Source organism: Geomesophilobacter sediminis, assembly GCF_016458275.1.
Taxonomy (GTDB): domain Bacteria; phylum Desulfobacterota; class Desulfuromonadia; order Geobacterales; family Geobacteraceae; genus Geomesophilobacter; species Geomesophilobacter sediminis.
On sequence record NZ_JAEMHM010000010.1, the window covers coordinates 143,345 to 159,255 of the forward strand.

At 62.5% G+C, this 15,911-nt stretch carries 15 protein-coding genes; 5 read left to right on the forward strand and 10 right to left on the reverse strand.

The window, feature by feature from the left end; translation table 11 throughout:
• Nucleotides 1-33 precede the first annotated feature (33 nt).
• From JFN93_RS13485 to JFN93_RS13525, 9 genes are all read right to left on the reverse strand, one after another.
• The gene (locus JFN93_RS13485; protein ID WP_199384615.1) at nucleotides 34-1,440 is read right to left on the reverse strand and encodes a hypothetical protein; all 1,407 of its coding nucleotides are present in this window, start codon (nucleotides 1,438-1,440) and stop codon (nucleotides 34-36) included.
• Nucleotides 1,441-1,557: 117 nt separating this feature from the next.
• Nucleotides 1,558-2,469 carry a type II secretion system F family protein gene (locus JFN93_RS13490; protein ID WP_199384616.1) on the reverse strand — a complete coding sequence of 304 codons (912 nt, stop codon included), beginning with the start codon at nucleotides 2,467-2,469 and terminating at the stop codon, nucleotides 1,558-1,560.
• Nucleotides 2,470-2,480: 11 nt separating this feature from the next.
• Nucleotides 2,481-3,431: a type II secretion system F family protein gene (locus JFN93_RS13495; RefSeq protein ID WP_199384617.1), complete on the reverse strand. Its 951-nt coding sequence runs from the start codon at nucleotides 3,429-3,431 to the stop codon at nucleotides 2,481-2,483.
• 2 nt (nucleotides 3,432-3,433) lie between these two features.
• On the reverse strand, nucleotides 3,434-4,741 hold the full coding sequence (locus JFN93_RS13500; RefSeq protein ID WP_199384618.1) for a CpaF family protein: 1,308 nt from the start codon (nucleotides 4,739-4,741) through the stop codon (nucleotides 3,434-3,436).
• On the reverse strand, nucleotides 4,738-5,904 hold the full coding sequence (locus JFN93_RS13505; RefSeq protein WP_199384619.1) for a response regulator: 1,167 nt from the start codon (nucleotides 5,902-5,904) through the stop codon (nucleotides 4,738-4,740). The genes JFN93_RS13500 and JFN93_RS13505 overlap by 4 nt, the downstream gene beginning before the upstream one ends.
• A gap of 31 nt (nucleotides 5,905-5,935) precedes the next feature.
• Nucleotides 5,936-7,000: a pilus assembly protein TadG-related protein gene (locus tag JFN93_RS13510; RefSeq protein WP_199384620.1), complete on the reverse strand. Its 1,065-nt coding sequence runs from the start codon at nucleotides 6,998-7,000 to the stop codon at nucleotides 5,936-5,938.
• A complete protein-coding gene (locus JFN93_RS13515; protein ID WP_199384621.1) occupies nucleotides 6,979-8,469 on the reverse strand; it encodes a type II and III secretion system protein family protein in 1,491 nt (496 codons plus the stop codon). Before JFN93_RS13515 ends, JFN93_RS13510 begins: the two co-directional genes overlap by 22 nt.
• 39 nt (nucleotides 8,470-8,508) lie before the next feature.
• The gene (cpaB, locus tag JFN93_RS13520; protein ID WP_199384622.1) at nucleotides 8,509-9,390 is read right to left on the reverse strand and encodes a Flp pilus assembly protein CpaB; all 882 of its coding nucleotides are present in this window, start codon (nucleotides 9,388-9,390) and stop codon (nucleotides 8,509-8,511) included.
• 14 nt (nucleotides 9,391-9,404) lie between these two features.
• Nucleotides 9,405-9,809 (reverse strand): TadE/TadG family type IV pilus assembly protein, encoded by a 405-nt coding sequence (locus tag JFN93_RS13525; protein ID WP_199384623.1) that lies wholly within the window; start codon nucleotides 9,807-9,809, stop codon nucleotides 9,405-9,407.
• Nucleotides 9,810-10,547: 738 nt separating this feature from the next.
• Here JFN93_RS13525 and JFN93_RS13530 point away from each other — a divergent pair.
• Genes JFN93_RS13530 through JFN93_RS13540 form a run of 3 tightly spaced genes read left to right on the forward strand, consistent with a single transcriptional unit; the run spans nucleotide 10,548 to nucleotide 12,035 of the window.
• Nucleotides 10,548-10,748 carry a hypothetical protein gene (locus JFN93_RS13530; RefSeq protein WP_199384624.1) on the forward strand — a complete coding sequence of 67 codons (201 nt, stop codon included), beginning with the start codon at nucleotides 10,548-10,550 and terminating at the stop codon, nucleotides 10,746-10,748.
• Nucleotides 10,749-10,778: 30 nt separating this feature from the next.
• Nucleotides 10,779-11,564, forward strand: a complete 786-nt coding sequence (locus tag JFN93_RS13535) for a hypothetical protein (RefSeq protein ID WP_199384625.1) — start codon at nucleotides 10,779-10,781, stop codon at nucleotides 11,562-11,564.
• 57 nt (nucleotides 11,565-11,621) lie between these two features.
• Nucleotides 11,622-12,035, forward strand: coding sequence for a response regulator (locus JFN93_RS13540; RefSeq protein ID WP_199384626.1), 414 nt, complete (start codon nucleotides 11,622-11,624; stop codon nucleotides 12,033-12,035).
• A 4-nt stretch (nucleotides 12,036-12,039) separates the two neighbouring features.
• Here JFN93_RS13540 and JFN93_RS13545 read toward each other — a convergent pair whose 3' ends face one another.
• Nucleotides 12,040-13,284 carry a sensor histidine kinase gene (locus JFN93_RS13545; protein ID WP_199384627.1) on the reverse strand — a complete coding sequence of 415 codons (1,245 nt, stop codon included), beginning with the start codon at nucleotides 13,282-13,284 and terminating at the stop codon, nucleotides 12,040-12,042.
• A 409-nt stretch (nucleotides 13,285-13,693) separates the two neighbouring features.
• On the opposite strand from JFN93_RS13545, the gene JFN93_RS13550 reads away from it, so the two are divergent.
• The gene (locus tag JFN93_RS13550; protein WP_199384628.1) at nucleotides 13,694-14,332 is read left to right on the forward strand and encodes a response regulator transcription factor; all 639 of its coding nucleotides are present in this window, start codon (nucleotides 13,694-13,696) and stop codon (nucleotides 14,330-14,332) included.
• Between the two features lie 419 nt (nucleotides 14,333-14,751).
• Complete coding sequence (locus JFN93_RS13555; RefSeq protein WP_199384629.1) at nucleotides 14,752-15,909, forward strand: chemotaxis protein CheW; 1,158 nt, start codon at nucleotides 14,752-14,754, stop codon at nucleotides 15,907-15,909.
• Nucleotides 15,910-15,911 lie beyond the last annotated feature (2 nt).

Consider the following 15,911-nt stretch of genomic DNA (forward strand, 5'->3'; position numbering starts at 1 on the left):
TTGCCGACGGTATCCCCGATCCCTGCCCGGGACTCACGGCTTGTATTCCTTCCACACCAGCCCCGTTTCCCCATTGTATTTGGTCACGCTCTCGGAATCCTCGATGCTGCCGGTGAACGGGCCGTCCTCGTCCCAGAGCACGCCTTCGGGCATGAGGACCTTCACCAGCGAGTTGTCTCCGCCGATCGCCCGGGTCCCCACCGGTTTCACCTTCTTGCCGCCGCGACCGGTGATCGTCAGGGTACAGGCCCCCTCGCCGGCGGGCTCCGCTCCGGCCCGGAAATCGTAAACGCCGTCGGCGGCGGTATCGACGACAACCTGCAGTTGGTCGTTATCCAGCGCGACCGACCGGGGCCGAAGCTTGGTCTTGCGGCTCGCCTCTGCTGCGGTCATCCCGCGGTTGTGCCGGCTTTTCGGATAATCGCGAAAGATGACGTAGGGTTTCACCTCCCGGCCGGCGATCCCCTTGCTGCGGATTTTCAACACCAGGTCTCCGTCCAGGGCGACCGCCGGAAACGCCCGGAGCTGATTCGGCGGTGCGGTTCCCGGACCCGCCGCAGCCTCGGCCGACCGGACCGGATCAACGTGGACCGGCTTGGGTAGCGGCGCAGCAGCGGCTGCCGGTGCGGGCAAGGCCGCCGGCCCCTTGGGCGAGGCGGTGACCTGGCGGGTGGCTCCCGACTCCGCTGCCGGCACAACCTGGACCGGTGGCGGGACGGGGAGTTGGCGCGGCCCCAACTTCTTCTCTCCCGATGCCGGGGGGGCCTTTCCTCCGGGTGATTCTTCCCGGCGGGTAGCCGGCACAACCGGTGCGAGAGCGGCGACCGGCCTGGGAGGCGGCACCCGGCGCTCCGGAGGCGAATCAGGGGCCGCCGCTTGAGGCGCCGTTACCGTCAGGGGCTTTCCCCGTGCCGGCCGCGGCGGCGGCACCGGAGCGGTCGCAGTGGTCGCCACGGCCGCAACGGTCGCCACGGGCACAACGGTCGCAACGGTCGCAACGGGCGCAACGGGCGCAACGGGCGACGCCTTCGATTCGACCGGTGCCTGGTGGCGCACCAGCCGCGCAGAACTCTGCGCCGAGAAGATGGCCCGCGACTGGGGGGGCGCCGGTCGCGGCGTCTGCTGGAGGGCCGCCCGACGTGCCGGCGCTGCAGGTGCTTCGGTCACCGCAGCGGGCGGGCCCTCCGGCGCCGGACTCAGCGGAGCCATCATCTCATCCGGGTCGCCTCCCGGATCGGTGGTCTCAGCGGCGGCGACCGCCCCATTCTCCCCGACACGCGGCATGGCTTCGCTGGCCACGGCCGGTGCCGCAGTCTCGGCAGTCACCGTCTCCGGCGGCGGTTCGACCGCCTGGAGTGCCAACCCGGGGTCCAGCCAGATCACCCCTTGCTGGCGGGACCAGTCGTCCAGCAGCAGAGCCAAAAGCAGCAGGTGCACCAACGAAGACCAAAGCCCCGGCCAAAAAAAATCGTGGATCGAACAACGGCCCTGGGTGCAGTGCATGGGTGGCCTTTCGCAAAGCCGCGGCAGCCCGAGCGGGCCGGTGCCCGCCCTGGGTCACGGCTTGAAAATCTTGGCAATCTGGAATACCGCCGGCGTCAACATCACGATGAGCAGGGCCGGAAAGATGCAGAAGGTCAACGGGAACAGCATCTTAACGGCCGTTTTGGAAGCCCTTTCCTCGGCGAACTGCTTTCTCCTCAGCCGCAGCGAATCGGAGAAGGTCCGCAAGGTCTTGCCCAGGCTGGTACCGAATTTTTCCGTCTGGATCAGCATGGTGACCAGCGACCTTACGTCGTCGACCATGGTTCTCTCGGCCAATCCCTTGAGGGCCTCCGGCCTCGGCTTGCCGGCCCTTATTTCCAGGATGGTGAGGATGATCTCCTTGCACAGCGGGTTTTTCGCCTGGTAGAAGCTGTCTGCGGTCCGCAGCAACGCCGCATCCAGCCCAAGGCCCGCTTCGACGCAAACCGTCAACAGATCCAGGACGTCCGGGAGGGTGTGGAAGATCTCTTCTTTGCGGGCCTTTCCCCGGCGGCCGATCCAGAAGGTCGGCAGCAGAAAACCGCCAATGGCACACCCCGTAGCGATGGTGACCGCGTCAGAGCCGAGGGGCCGCCCTTGGGGCAGAACGAAGAGGAGCAGGTAGATGCCCGGTAACACCATTGCCAGCAGCAGCTTCATCCCCAGGAAGATGTACACCGCCTGCGGTCGGAAACCGGCAGCCATCATCATGCCGCGGTAACTGCGCAGGTCCGAAGGCTTTACCCGCAGCCGCTCCCCCATTTCCGCGAGGTAGAGCTGCCAGATGTTCTGCGTCGCGACCAGTGCCGGGGTTTCCTTCTCCTCGGGCATGAGCCCTGCCACCCGCCGGTTCAGGGTCGCGTGTCTCCCGAGGTAGCGGTAAGCCCCCGTGCCGGCCAGGACGGCGATGCTCAGAAATGTGGCACAGCAGATCAGGGTAAGCACGGCTTCCCCTCCTAGATGCGGATGTCGATGACCTTTCTGATCAGGAACAGCCCGACGCACTGCGCGACTGCCGCAAAGACAAGTGCGATCTGGCAGAAGCGTTCGGTAAAGAAGAGTCCCATGTAGGCCGGGTTCATGATGTAGAAGACGGCAAAGAGCAGGATCGGCATCGCGATCAGGACGTAGCCGGACAGCCGCCCTTCGGCAGTCACCACCTGCACCTGTTGCCGTACCTGCAGGCGGGATCGGATGGTTTCGGCGAGTTTGTCCAGGATCTCGGCGAGGTTTCCCCCCGTTTCGCTGCTGATCCGGATGATGGTGACGAAAAACTGCAGATCCAGGCTCTCGATCCTTTCCGGCAGCGTCGCCAGGGCATCGACGATCCGAACCCCGAATTTCTGCTGCTCATAGGCAATCCTGAAGATCCCGGCGGCGGGTTCCGGCAGTTCCTCGCTCAAGAGCTCGATGGCAGCGGTCAGGGAATGTCCGGCCCGCAACGAGCGGGAGATCATGGTGAGTGCATCCGGCAGTTGCTCGGTGAAGCGACGTTCCCGGCTCCTTTTTTTCCAGGCGAGAGCGAACTTGGCCCCCCATACGGTTGCCACCCCGCCCCCTGCCGCCAAAAGCAGGTTTCCCCGGGCCGCATAGAGAGCGAGTGCCGTTGCTGCTGAGGCAGCGGCGGTCGCCAGTACCACTATGGGCGGCGCGATCGGGATGCCGGACCGTTCCACGAGCGTCGTCACCCGCTTCATCAGGGGCAGCTTGATGAAGAACCGGTGCCCCCAGTTCTCCCGGCGCACCAGCTCCGGGTCCGGCTGAGGTTCCGGCTCCCCTTGCCCCATCCGCCGCAGGCGCCCTTTGAGGATGGCGGCGGGGGACCGCCGGGCCTCGGCCAGTGCCAGGCAGCCGGCATAAGCCGCCGCAAAGACTGCGGCAAAGACCAGAATCGCTGCCGCCGTCATGACTAGCTCCTCCTGTCGAAGATCCCGGGGGGGAGATCAAAGCCGTACACCTTGAAGCGGTCGGCGAAGCCGGGCCTGAGGCCGGCGGCCCGGTACTCGCCGACCACCCGCCCCTCCGCGTCAACGCCCTTCTGGTCGAACAGGAAGATGTCCTGCATGACGATGGTGTGGGATTCCATCCCGGTGATTTCCGCGATCTTCACGATCTTTCTCGAGCCGTCCGGGAACCGGACCAGATGGATCACCATGTCGATCGCCGAGGCGATCTGTTCCCGGATCGCCCGCTCCGGCAGGTCCAGCCCGGTCATCATGACCATCGTCTCCATCCGGGACATCGCGTCGCGGACCGTGTTGGCGTGGATGGTGGATATGGAGCCTTCGTGACCGGTGTTCATCGCCTGAAGCATGTCGAGCGCCTCGCCGCCGCGCACCTCGCCGAGGATGATCCGGTTCGGCCGCATGCGCAGGGCGTTTCGCACCAGGTCGCGCTGGGTAACCTCCCCGGCGCCCTCGATGTTGGCGGGACGCGTCTCCAGCCGCACCACGTGGTCCTGCTTGAGCTGCAACTCCGCCGAGTCCTCGATGGTGACGATCCGCTCGTCCTCGGGGATGAACTCGGAGATCATGTTCAAAAGGGTGGTCTTGCCGGTGCCGGTCCCGCCGCAGATGAGGATGTTGAGGCGTGTTTTCACCGCCCCCTCGATCACCCGCGCCATCCGCTCGTCCAGAGAGCCCAGCGCCAGCATGTCCTTGAGCTTCATCCGGAACAGCCCGAAGCGACGGATCGACAGGGCCGGCCCGTCCAGGGCCAGGGGTGGAATGATGGCGTTGACGCGGGAGCCGTCGGGGAGGCGGGCGTCCACGAAGGGGCTCGATTCGTCGATCCGGCGTCCGATGCGGTGGACGATGCGTTCGATGATCTGCAGCAGGTGGCTGTTGTCCCGAAAGACGACGTCGGTCTTTTCCAGCCGCCCGCCCCGCTCCACGTAGGTGTTGTGGCAGTTGTTGACCAGGATGTCCGAGATCTCCGGGGAAGCGAGGAGGGGCTCGATCGGCCCCAGGCCGAAGGTCTCGTGCTGCACCTCGACGACGAGCCGCTCCTTTTCCGGTCGGCTGAGCGGCACCCCCGCCTCGGAGATCAGCATCTCGATGACGCGTCCGATTTCGCCGGCCAGTTCGTCACTGCGCAGCAGCTCCAGCTTGGTGAGATCCACCCGCTCGATGAGCATGCGGTGAATGCGGCATTTCAGATCCTGGAAGGAAGGGCCGCCGGCTTCGGTCGCCGCGGTCGGCTGCTCGTTGAAGATCATAGGAATCTCCTGAGGGTTTTCGTTTCGGCCGGCGCGGCAGTGCCGGTCAGCTTCCGGACCAGTTCCTCCAGGGATCTGGCCACCGGTGATCTCGGGTTGTCGATTACCAGCGGCACCCCCTTGTTGATGGAGGCAGTGACGTCGGCGGCGCCGTTGGGGATCGTCTGGAAGACTTTTACGCTGAGGACCTTTTCTCCGTCAGCTACCTTGATCCCCTCCCTCGGATCGTGGCGGTTCACCAAAAGCTTGATCCGCTCTTCCGCCCCTGCGGCCCGGGCCAGGGCGGCCAGGTAGCGCTGGGCGTTTCTCAGCGCGGGAAGGTGCAGGACGGTGTTGAACAGGATTCGGTCCGAAGCCTGGAATACCGCCAGGTTGCACCCCGCGGCCGGTCCGCCGGTGTCGATGATGGTGTACTCGTAGTGGGTCTGGAAATACCGGATCACCTCGTGTACCAACTCCGGCGCCACGAGGTCGGCTTCTTCGAGCTCGTCCGGAGCATTGAGGACGTCGACCCCGCAGCCATGGGATACGGTGATGCTCCTGAGAAAATCGGCGTCCAGGGCACCGAGCTTCGGGGTCGCGCTGGCCAGGGTATAGCGCGGGGTGAGGTCGAGAAAGGCGGCGACGTCCCCCGCATGAAGGTTGAGGTCGAGGAGCGCGGTCCGCTTCCCCTGGGCCGCGAGCAATGCCGCCAGGTTTACCGCCACCGTGGTCGTCCCCATCCCCCCGGACGGGTTGTACACCGAAATGACCGATCCCTTGGTCTCCCGGGTCCCGGCCGCCGCGGCCCATACCAGGGACACCTTTTCGACGGCCTGCGCCAATTCGGCCGCCGCCACCGGTTTGGTGAGGTACTCCCGGGCACCGGCCCGGATCAGGGTGAGGATCCAGTCCGGGTTTTTCTCTGCCGCGGTCACGAAGACGGCGGTGCGGGGAAACCGCGTGGCAAGGTACCTCGTTTCCTTCTCCCCCTGGTCGACGTTTTTGAGGTCGAGGATGACGATGTTGGGGGAGTTGGTCTGCATGATGCGCATGCCCTGCTGCAGGTCATCTACGGCAGCGAGAAGGCGCACGTTGGCGCCGGAGCTCTTGAGCGCACTCTCGATGCTGTGCTGTACCTGCGGATCGTTGCCGATCAGGATGGCCGACAGTTCAGTAGTCATGTGATAGTCCATTTCTTGGCGGCTCATCGGGCTATTGGGCCATTACCGGCTTGTAGAGCGTGACGTTGGATGGCGAGCCCCCGGTCCCGAAGGTGGAAGGCGCGGTGGTGATACTCGTGAAATAGCCTTTGACGTAAGGTGCCGAGCCGGAGGCTACATCCGTGATATGGAAATAGGCGAATCCCACGATGGGTTGAAATCCCTTCTGGGTCAGATCGGTTGCATCGACAATCGGCAGGTACACATCCTGGTTCAGCCACGCACTCCTCGCAGTCTGGAAGACCGAGTTTTCTTCTCCCGGCTGGAGATAGATCTGATTTCCTACTGACAGTGAGCTGTCGTTTCCGTTTTGGATCAGCTTTTTCTCGCCACTGGCACTGTTGTCGATCTGGGTAAGCGAGGTCCACTGGCCGGCCGGATTGCACGTGGTACTTCCCACCGAGTACGCCGAAGTGATGGTGATTTCGCCGGTCGGAAGCGTGGCACTTGGCGTAAAGATGGAATCGGTCATCGGCTTGCAGATCGCAAACGGGAAAACCGTATGGGGAGGCACCGAACCGGCGTAGAACTTCTGCAGCACCGCCACCGCCGGTCTCGACTTCACCGGCGCGCTGTTCACGTTGAAGATCTTCATGAAGGTCGTGCTCACCGGCCCCTGGTTCTCCGTTCCGGTCCTGCTGACGGTGACCTTGACCGCCGGGACGAATTCCGCACTCAATCCGGTGCTGGTAGTAGGTAATAGCGGGGTATTGTCGGAAGGCTTCCAATTCTTGTTCCAATAACCGTACTCCACGTTCGCGGAGTCCAGCTTGGTGTCGTCGGAACGGTTCTGGCTGACGAAGTCCGCCGCCTTACTTTTGGCGATATCCCACTGCGGTTGCGATGCCGCGGTTATCGGCTGTTGGTACAGGTTCGCCGCGCCTGCCAGAGCCGAAGCGTCGGCGGCATTTTGCAACTCGCCCCGCACGACGTGGGTGTGCCCCAGATCGATAACCATTCCAGCCATCCCCACCAGCACCACGAGGGTGACCGAGACGTAGACGATCATCATTCCCCGTGCATTGCGGACCGGCTTTATTTTCCCAGTGGCATCCATTGCAGTTCCCTCTCTTGTTCCGGTGTCAGCGGTCTGTCGGTCGGCAGCGGCACCTTCGTTCCGGGGACGCTCGGCGACACCAACCTCGGCGTAATGAAGAAGACCAGCTCCTTCTCCTGCAGGTCGTTTTGCGTGGAGCGGAAAAGGGCTCCCAGGACCGGGATGTCACCCAGTATCGGGATCTTGGACATGGTTTTCACCTGCTGCTCCTGGAGCAGACCGGCGAGTACCAGGCTCTCTCCGTCCTTGAGCTGCACCCGGGTGCGGACCTCGCGGGTGTCGATGATCGGGTAGCCGTTCACCGCCAGGGTGCCGGAGATGCCGCTCACCTCGGCGGGGTCGATCTTCAATGAGATGAGGCCGTTGTCCAGCAACTCCGGCCTGAAGTTCAGTTTCACCCCGACGTCGATGAACTGGATCGAGGTGGCGGAGAGGGCGCCGACGCCGGAGACATAGGAAAAGGGGATCTTGCTGCCGGCAAGGAACTTGCCGACCTGCCCGCTGCGGACCAGAAGATTCGGCTCCGCGAGTACCTTGGCAAGGCTCTTCGTCGAAAGCGCCTTCAGGATCGCACCGATGCCGGGTTTGAACACCGAGACCCCCGCCTGGAAGGCGTCCAGTCCTGCGTCCTTGACACCGTTCAAGGCGCCGATGCCGGGGGCGTTGCCGGCGATACCCTGGTTCCCGTTCAAAGGGTTCAACGAACCGTTGGGGAAGGGGGCCGCGCCTGCCAGGTTGATGAATCCCTCCCCTCCCGCCCCCTTCACCAGCGCGCTGATGCCGAGCGAGGCGAGCGCGCTCTTGTCGACCTGGGCCACCTTGACCTCCAGGAGCACCTGCTGCGGGTCCATTACCTGGATCAGGTTGATGACCATCGGACTATCCTTGCCATTGCCTGGAAGCTTTGGCGAAAGGTCCTCTCTTTCCGTATTGGGGGCGACCGCCTGGTAGGAGGCCTGGCTGTTATCCAGCGGCTTTTCCGGTTCCGGTTCTTCTCCGCCGCCCCCCTCGTTTTTCGCTGCATAGGCCTGGGCCAGCTTGAGCGCCTTTTTCGCCGTGTAGTCGTGGCGCACCTGCCCGGAGATGACGATGGTGTCGTTGGCGTAGTCGACCGTGACGGCGTCGTTGGGGCACAGGACACCGTTGATCTGGTCCTGAAGCAGCATGACGTCCCCTTTGACCCTCAGGTCGAAAAAGGTCGTCTTCCCCCCCTTCTCCCAGACGATCAGGGTCGTCGTGCCGATTTTTTTGCCGTTCACCTGCAACTGGGTGGGAGAGATGACCACCAGTTGCGCGATGTCCGGGGCGGCGACGGAGACCCGCTCCGTCGGCCTTTGGAGGTTGAGCAGCACGCTTTTGTGGACCACCACCTCCGTGGGCACTCCGGCCAGGGCCGATACCGGCCCGCAGCACAGGAGCCAGAGGACGAGCCCCCCCCAGATCCCTCCTTTAGTCAGGCACTGTTTCATCCTGTCACCTCTCATTTCATAGTGATCGGAAATGCGGAGCTATTCGTGGGCGAATTCCCGCTTGGACTTACTCCCTCCGTTGATCACCTCCACCGTGAAGAGCTGGGGGGGGGCGGCCACCTTGACGACTGGAGGAGGCGCCGGTCGGGCAACCACCTCACGCACCCGCTTCACCACCACCGGCTTGACGACAACCGGAGCCTCAGTGACCCCGAGCGCCTTGGCCACGCTGGCCCCCTGGGTCGGCACCGCGGCGACATCCACCATGTTTCTCAATAAAAGCTGGAGCGATCCCTTCTTGGCACCTACGATCAACCTTTCCGCCTCGTCCGGGACCAGGTCCAGGGTAACCGTGGGAACGACCGTCGGCTTGCCGTCTTTTTGTTCGGTCACCTGCCCGCAGGCAAGGACGGGGATGTTCTGCAGGATGATCTTACTCAACTGATCTTCCTTGTCCGGCTTGCCCGGGCGCGGGGTGGTAAGGACCACGTCAACCCTGCTGTTGGGGGTGATGAATCCGGCCACGCCGGCCACCTCGTTCACCGAAACCGTTACCGCGCGGTGCCCTTCCGGGACCATGTAGGTCATGATGCCGGTACCGGCACCCTTGAGCGGCATCAGCTTCGTCTCGGTGATGACGTCCCCCGGGGCGATCTGCCGCACCGCCACCCGCCCCAGCAACCGCTTAGGATCGGTGCAATAACCCGACGGAAGGGCCTCTTTAGGCCAGGTCGCCAGTTTCACCGACCCGGGTTCAAGACGGGCGCCGACCGGCACGTCGGCAGCCGCGGTGACGATGGAGACGCCGGAAAAGGCGCCGGAACTGTGCTTTTTCAGGTAATCCCGAACTTGCCAGGTCGCGGCTCCGCCCAGGATCAGGGCAACGACGGTTGCGATGGTTGCTGCACCGGGTCGATTCATCCTTGCCTCCGAACTTAATTCTCCCAGCGCATGGTTGCCTGGGTAGTGAGGTTGATGTTGTTCAGCTGGGGGATGAGCTGCGGGACCACCGTATTGAACGGACAGGTGACCTGAACGGTAACCGTGCAGTCCGTACCGGGAGGGCAGGCCGTAGTGATCCCCCCGGTGCTCGTGGAGGTTGTTGCCTGGACATTGGCGAACGGAGCAAGCTGGGTTACCCGGGCCTGGATCTTGGCCTCGTCGATCGGGGCCGGGGTCACCGAAGCCAGCCGCGCCCCTTCCCGCGCTGCGAGGTTCAGCGTGTTTCTCATGTACATGACCCGGCCGAACTCGATCGTCCCGAACAGGATGAGGAGCAGCAGCGTGATTGAGATGGCCATCTCTACCAAAGCGGAACCTTTTTCGCCTCGAGCAGTCATTGACTTCTACCTCTCCAGTCTCTCATTAGTTGAACGGTGGCGATTCGGGTCATTAGTTTATATTAACGATCAATGCCGTCAACCGATGCCGGCAGCTACTTCTTCCCGGGCCAAGGGTATCTCTCAACTGATCCATCGCGGCGTCTCTCCGATACAGTGGGGAGCGCCACCGGAAAGGCACAAAGAGATCAGGGACAATGCGAATGAGGTTGAGGCCGAACGGCCAAAGCGCGTTGTACCATCAGCTGATCCAGTACCGGGAAAATCAGGGCTACCCATAAGGGGAAAACCGAGGACATCACCAGGTAAGGATGAGGATGCTCAGCGCAAACGGCACTTCCGGTCCGTTAACGTCTCGACAATACGGGACTCCCTCGATATCGCAGGGGCGGGGCCGCCGCGCCCCTGCCGCCCGGCTGGCGCCCAGCCGGTCGGATCCGCCGGCGCGCTCCCTGGAGAAAAGGAGGTCCTCCTTTGGCACGGCCATCGTGGCCGGAAAGACTGATCGTTCGCGGGGAAATTGATGAAGGTCCTGGGAGTTTCTACTCAGAGAGGTCGTGGCTTGGGCGGGGGCAAAGTCAGGGATTTTACTCTAATGACAAACGCGCCGGTTTGAAATAGCTTTATTGGCAATTGTTAATCAGGTCAATTTTGGACCCGCCTCTCCTTGGAAGCTCATTGCCTCCGGTCCAGACAGTCGCGTTCCCCAACAGCTTGGACGAAGTGCAGGAGGTCGGCATGGCACTGGGACAAAACGGTTTCCTTCTGCAGCGCGGGGACTTGGTAAAGGTGGTCGGCTGGGACGACGGCGGGATTCCGCTGGGCACCGTGGCGCCGGTGCGGGAGGTTTTGGATGAGGGCCGCTGCCTGTTGCTGGGTGGCCGGCTCGAAAGGTACGTCCACCGGTCCCGGGTCGAGGTCCTTTCCTATGCGAGGTAGGGGATTTGCTTTGGTCAAAGGGGAACGGTCATGTCCCATTTCCATTCTCGGTGCGACATCTACCGTTTTTGCATCAGGATGCAGGGGAAAAGCCTGGAAAGTGTTTGCAGCTCGATCCGCTACGAAATAGCCACGCTCCGGGGCGACCTCTCCGGCTGCCGGCTTGCCAGCGAGGTGCGGCGCACAGCGACGCGCTACCTGCAGGAACTCGAAGTCCTGCTGGATGTCCTGTTACGGGGCATGCTCCCGCTGCGCTGCACACCGCAGTTTCTCAACAGCGTCGGCCCTCTGCTTAATCAGTTCCCGATCCGCATCAGCGAGGAGCGCGCCGTGCAGGTAATCCCGGTTGCGGGTCCGGCGGAAGGAGGGATCGACAAGGCAATGGGGTTTCTCAAGGAACTGGCCGGTTCCACTGTTACCGCCAGGTATTTTTTCCAACGCATCGACCTTAAGCTGCCGGCACCGCTTTCGACCGCGGATCAACCGGTGCCCCTGTCGAAAGTGGCCACGCTCACCAAAGGCCTGGACCGCCGATTTCCCTTCTGGCTCTTTTTCGTGACCCAACAAAACGGAACCTTGAGGCAGCTTTTGCAGTTCATTGCCCGGATCGATTCGGTCAAAGGTGCTCACGGCAGCGACCGCCTGATGGAGCTGCTGCAGGAGAAGTGGCTGCCGGCCCTGAACTGCATGTGCCGCTTCGCAGGCTTTGCCGAAACCGACATCGCGCATCTCCTTCGCCAGTGCATCGAGTACCTCTTTCCGCCCCGCCCTGCTCTGCGCGCATCGAACCGGCCGAATCGGTTCCTGGCCAAGTGATGCGGAAGGCGTTTTTGCGGAGGTGCCTCGGTTGGAACCGCAAACGAGGAGTCGTCCATGGAAACCACCGTCCCCACTCCCACGTCGGGTGAAACAACACTGCTGTATGTGGATGACGACGAAGACACCAGGAGAATGATCGGCACCATCTTGCACCGCCGCTACAAAACGGTGCAGATACTTTTCGCCGGTGACGGCATCGACGCATTGTTGAAGGTGGTCGAGCGTTCCCCGGACATCATCCTGCTCGACATTTTTTTGCCCTGTCTCGACGGGTTTACCCTGGCCAAGAAGATCCTCACCGACAACCGGGAAAGCAAGGTCGTCGTGGTGTCGGGATGCAGTGACCCCGTCGTCGTCGACGGATGTCTGGCTCTCGGAATCGCCGGCTACGTCAGCAAGCCGATCTACTTCCCGGATTTCTTCCAGCTGCTGGACGAGTTGATCGGGATGGAGGAGGTGGGCCCCTGAAAGGTCAGGAGGGGATCGGCAGGCTTAGTTCGGCAGTCGTCAAACCGGGGCGGGAGGTGATCTTGAACCATCCCTCCGCCAGCGAAATCCTCTGCTTGATGTTGGCCAGGCCGAACCCCTTCTTGGCGTCGGGGTGGAAACCGACCCCGTCATCGGTGACCAGCAGGTGGGCAAAGGGACCCCGCTTCCTCATCCGGACCGTTACCGTTTTCGCCTGGGCGTGCTTGACGATGTTGTTCAGCAGCTCCCGCACGCTCTGGTACAGAAGGATCCTCGTCTCCGCAGGGAGGTCATTGGGAAGGGTCCCGTTTATGGTGAAGGTAAAGCGGTGTTCGCTGGAAAGGCGTCCTCCCAGGCTCGCCAGTGCCTCGGCCAGCCCCACCTCGTACAACAACGGAGGGCTGAGATCGTAGCAGATATCCCGGATCTCGGTGATCGCACTTTCCAGGATCTGGTCGAAGGAGGCGATCAGTTCTTCCGCGGTCGCGCTCCGATCCTGCATGTTGATTTTGAGCTGAGCCAGGGCCAGGTTCTGCACCACGTTGTCGTGCAGTTCCGTCGAGATCCGGCGCCGTTCCTTCTCTTCGGTGTAGTTCATCTCCTCAACGAGATTTTTCAGGCGTCGGCAGCTCGCTTCGAGTTCTTTTTCCAGCTGTTCCCGCTCCGCGAGCACGTTCATGAGCTCCTGGTTCATCGAGCTCAGATGGTTGTTGATATCGGCAATGAAATAGGCACGCTCCGCGAGCCGGGACTCCAGTTCCCTGTTTTTCTCGAGGATGCTGCGTTCCCGCTTTTTCGACTCGCTCAGGTCGCAGATGATTCCGGCCAAGCCGACGGTGCTCCCGGAGTGGTCCCGTAACGGAGTGCAGCTGATCGAGACCTCCTTTCCGGAACCGCCGTCCTCGGGAAGTACGGCCTCGTAGCGAAACGGTGCTCCGTCCGCCAGGAGGCTGGATTCGGCGTCCGCCGGGGGGTGGCTGAGCCCCTTCGGCCAGCGGGGCGCTGCCGCGGAGACGACCGAGGGGTCAAGGTCCCTCGCCAGCCGGTCAAAAGCGGCATTTCCTCCCAGAAACCGCCCGGTGGCATCCTTGCCAAAGATCGGGCAAGGAAGTGCGTTGAGGAGGCTGGAGAGAAACCCGGGAAGAGCCCTCGCGCCCCCGAATTGGCGGCAGGCCGCGGCATCGAGACTGCCGCGGGGTGAACGCGATGGAGCACAGGTTTCAGCTCCGGAGGTGGGTGAGGTCGGCAAGTTTTTCGAATTCTCTTGGAAGCGGGTCTTCGTTGTCATAGGCGATCCCCGGGATTCTCAAAGGTCGTTGCGGACTGTTTCCGTTTTTCTTTCAACCAGGATGTTGGCTGCCACGGTATAGCACGGATTAAATTAAAAATCTATTAACAAATTCAGGCAATGACCGCCAATGGTCCGATGTAACGGCATTTTGTATCGGCAAATACGATCTCTGCGACGTGGTATTACCAATAGATTAATTCTTATTGAAAATTTATTTTTTATATTGTAATTACTGAGAGTACTTTATCCGGTTAACGGGCGCTCTGTCACACATCTGCGACACCGGCTCGTTTTGCTCTTCGGAAATGGTTCATCCCAACAAAAACTGCTGTGGTCTGGACGACGTGAGACTGCGGAGGGAGGCGTTATGCGTGTTCTACTTGCCGACGATCACTGTATGATTCGCGAAGGTCTGCGGTTGCTGCTGGAAAAAGAGCCGGACATCTCGGTAGTTGCCGAGGCCGATGACGGGACCTCGGCAGTGGCGGCGACCATGGAAGTCCTTCCCGACGTGGCGATACTCGACTTGAGCATGCCCACCATGACCGGAACTGAGGCGGCGCGGGCGATCCGGGAAAAAGCGCCCCAAGTGGAGGTGGTACTGGTCAGCATGCACAGCGACCGATATTACGTCCTCGATGCCTTCAAGGCCGGGATCCGGTCCTACATCCTCAAAAACGGCGCCTCGAACGAACTGGTGGCGGCGGTACGCGCGGCCGCCAACCACGAGTCCTACATCAGCCCCAAGATAAGCGACTTGATCATCTCCGGGTTGATCGGCGGGGAGGGCCGCAAAAGAAGCGACGAGTTGCTGACCCCGCGCGAGTACGAAGCGTACCGGCTGCTGGCGTCCGGAAAGAGCTGCAAGGAAATCGGGTTTGACCTGGGCATCAGCCACAAGACCGTGGAAACCTACCGCCAGAACGTGATGAAAAAGCTGAACCTTACCAACATCGTCCAGCTGGCTACCCATGCCCGGGAGGAAGGGCTCCTCGCCACCCCCTGATCCGAAACAACAGTCATCGATCCAAAGCCGGCCCGCATGTTGCGGGGCCGGCTTTTTTTTTGGGGAAAATCCCCCGAGCGGGGTCCCGGGCGGGAAGGCCAGCCTCCCGTTTCGGAGGAGCCGCCTCCAGCTATCTTCCCACCCCCGGATCCAGGTTTTGCTGGTGTTGGCTCCGGTGACGCTGCGAAATGACTGCGGAATTGTATTCGATGACATTTTTCTAATATTTGAAATAATGGGTCCCCGGCCGGTTGTCGCGTCGGTCACCCATCGCCTTGAGCCGGCTAAGGCAGGCGTGCCGCGTGCAGTCATCGGCGGTCCTGCTTTCCCTGCTCCGTTCTCCCACACCGCCGTCTCCCGGAGCAAACCCGAGGTGATCCATGCCAGGCTCCCCCCCGTCACCCTTAAGCAACTATTGTTTGTCATGCGTCATCGCCGGCCAGCCTTTCGCCGCCCGTCTCTCCCTGGTTTTGCAGGTTCTGATCCGGCCCAACCTGATCGAGCTGGAGTCACCTCCCGAGGGTGTCGTCGGGCTGACCACCTGGCGCGGCCAGGTAATCCCGGTCCTCAAGACTGCGCAGAAGCTGCTCGTGCCGGCACCGGCTCGACAGGAGGCCCGACTGGTGCTGGTAGTGAAGCAGGGATCGGACGTGGCCGGTATCGCCGTCGACGAGGTCAGGGGACTGTTCCGGGTAGGGGGAGTCCCGTTGCGGCCACCGAGCCTGGAGGAAGGGGTCGCGGTGAACCTGACGGGGCTGGGCGGCCTGGTGACTCCGGTCGGTGGGCAGCAGAGCTTGTGGGAGCTGAATCTCGACGCGCTCTGCACGTTCACCACCCCGTTTGCTACCGCTTACGAGGCCATGCGGGTCTCCGAAACGGCGGAGGCACCCGAACCGCAGAACGATCTGTTCGTCACCTTCGAGGTGGAAAACGTCGAGTACGCGTTGCGCCTGGCCTCCCTGCGTCGGCTCATCTCGATCAGCAGAATCAGCAACGGCAGCGATCCTGCCGGGGAAAGAATCGAGACGATAACCGACGGCCCGGGGGCCATCCCGCTTCTCGACCTGCGTGCTCTCTCTTCAGCCTTCCCCTCCCACCAGCCCATGGATGATCCCCTGCCGGCCGACGTCGCCGAAGGAGACGCAGCATCCGGTGGGGCCGGAAACCTGCCGGGGCTCGTCGGTGCCGTGTGGTCGCAGCTGCGCAAAAGCGCCCGCGAGTTGCTGCACCCCCACGCACACGATACCAACGCGGCCGGTCCCGGTGCCGTTCCGGAGGGCGCGCCCGGTGGGGCGGAGGCCGAGCCGCAGGAGCAGGATGCCGGCAGGATCGGAACGGTCCTGGTGCTGGAAAAGGAGTTGAAGGTAGTCGGCATAGCAGTTGAGCGGCTGACGGGTCTGATCCGTGGGGCCAATGGGGGCCCGGGGATGAGGAAAAACGGGGTACTCCTCGTCAAAAGCAGCCAAAGTGGCAAGCCGATCCGGATGCTCGACGATTCCTGCCTCATCGACAGGGAACTGCCGGTAACTCGCACCGGCAAGGGGCCGTACGCTGACGGCAGAGAAGAACGCCACTGAAG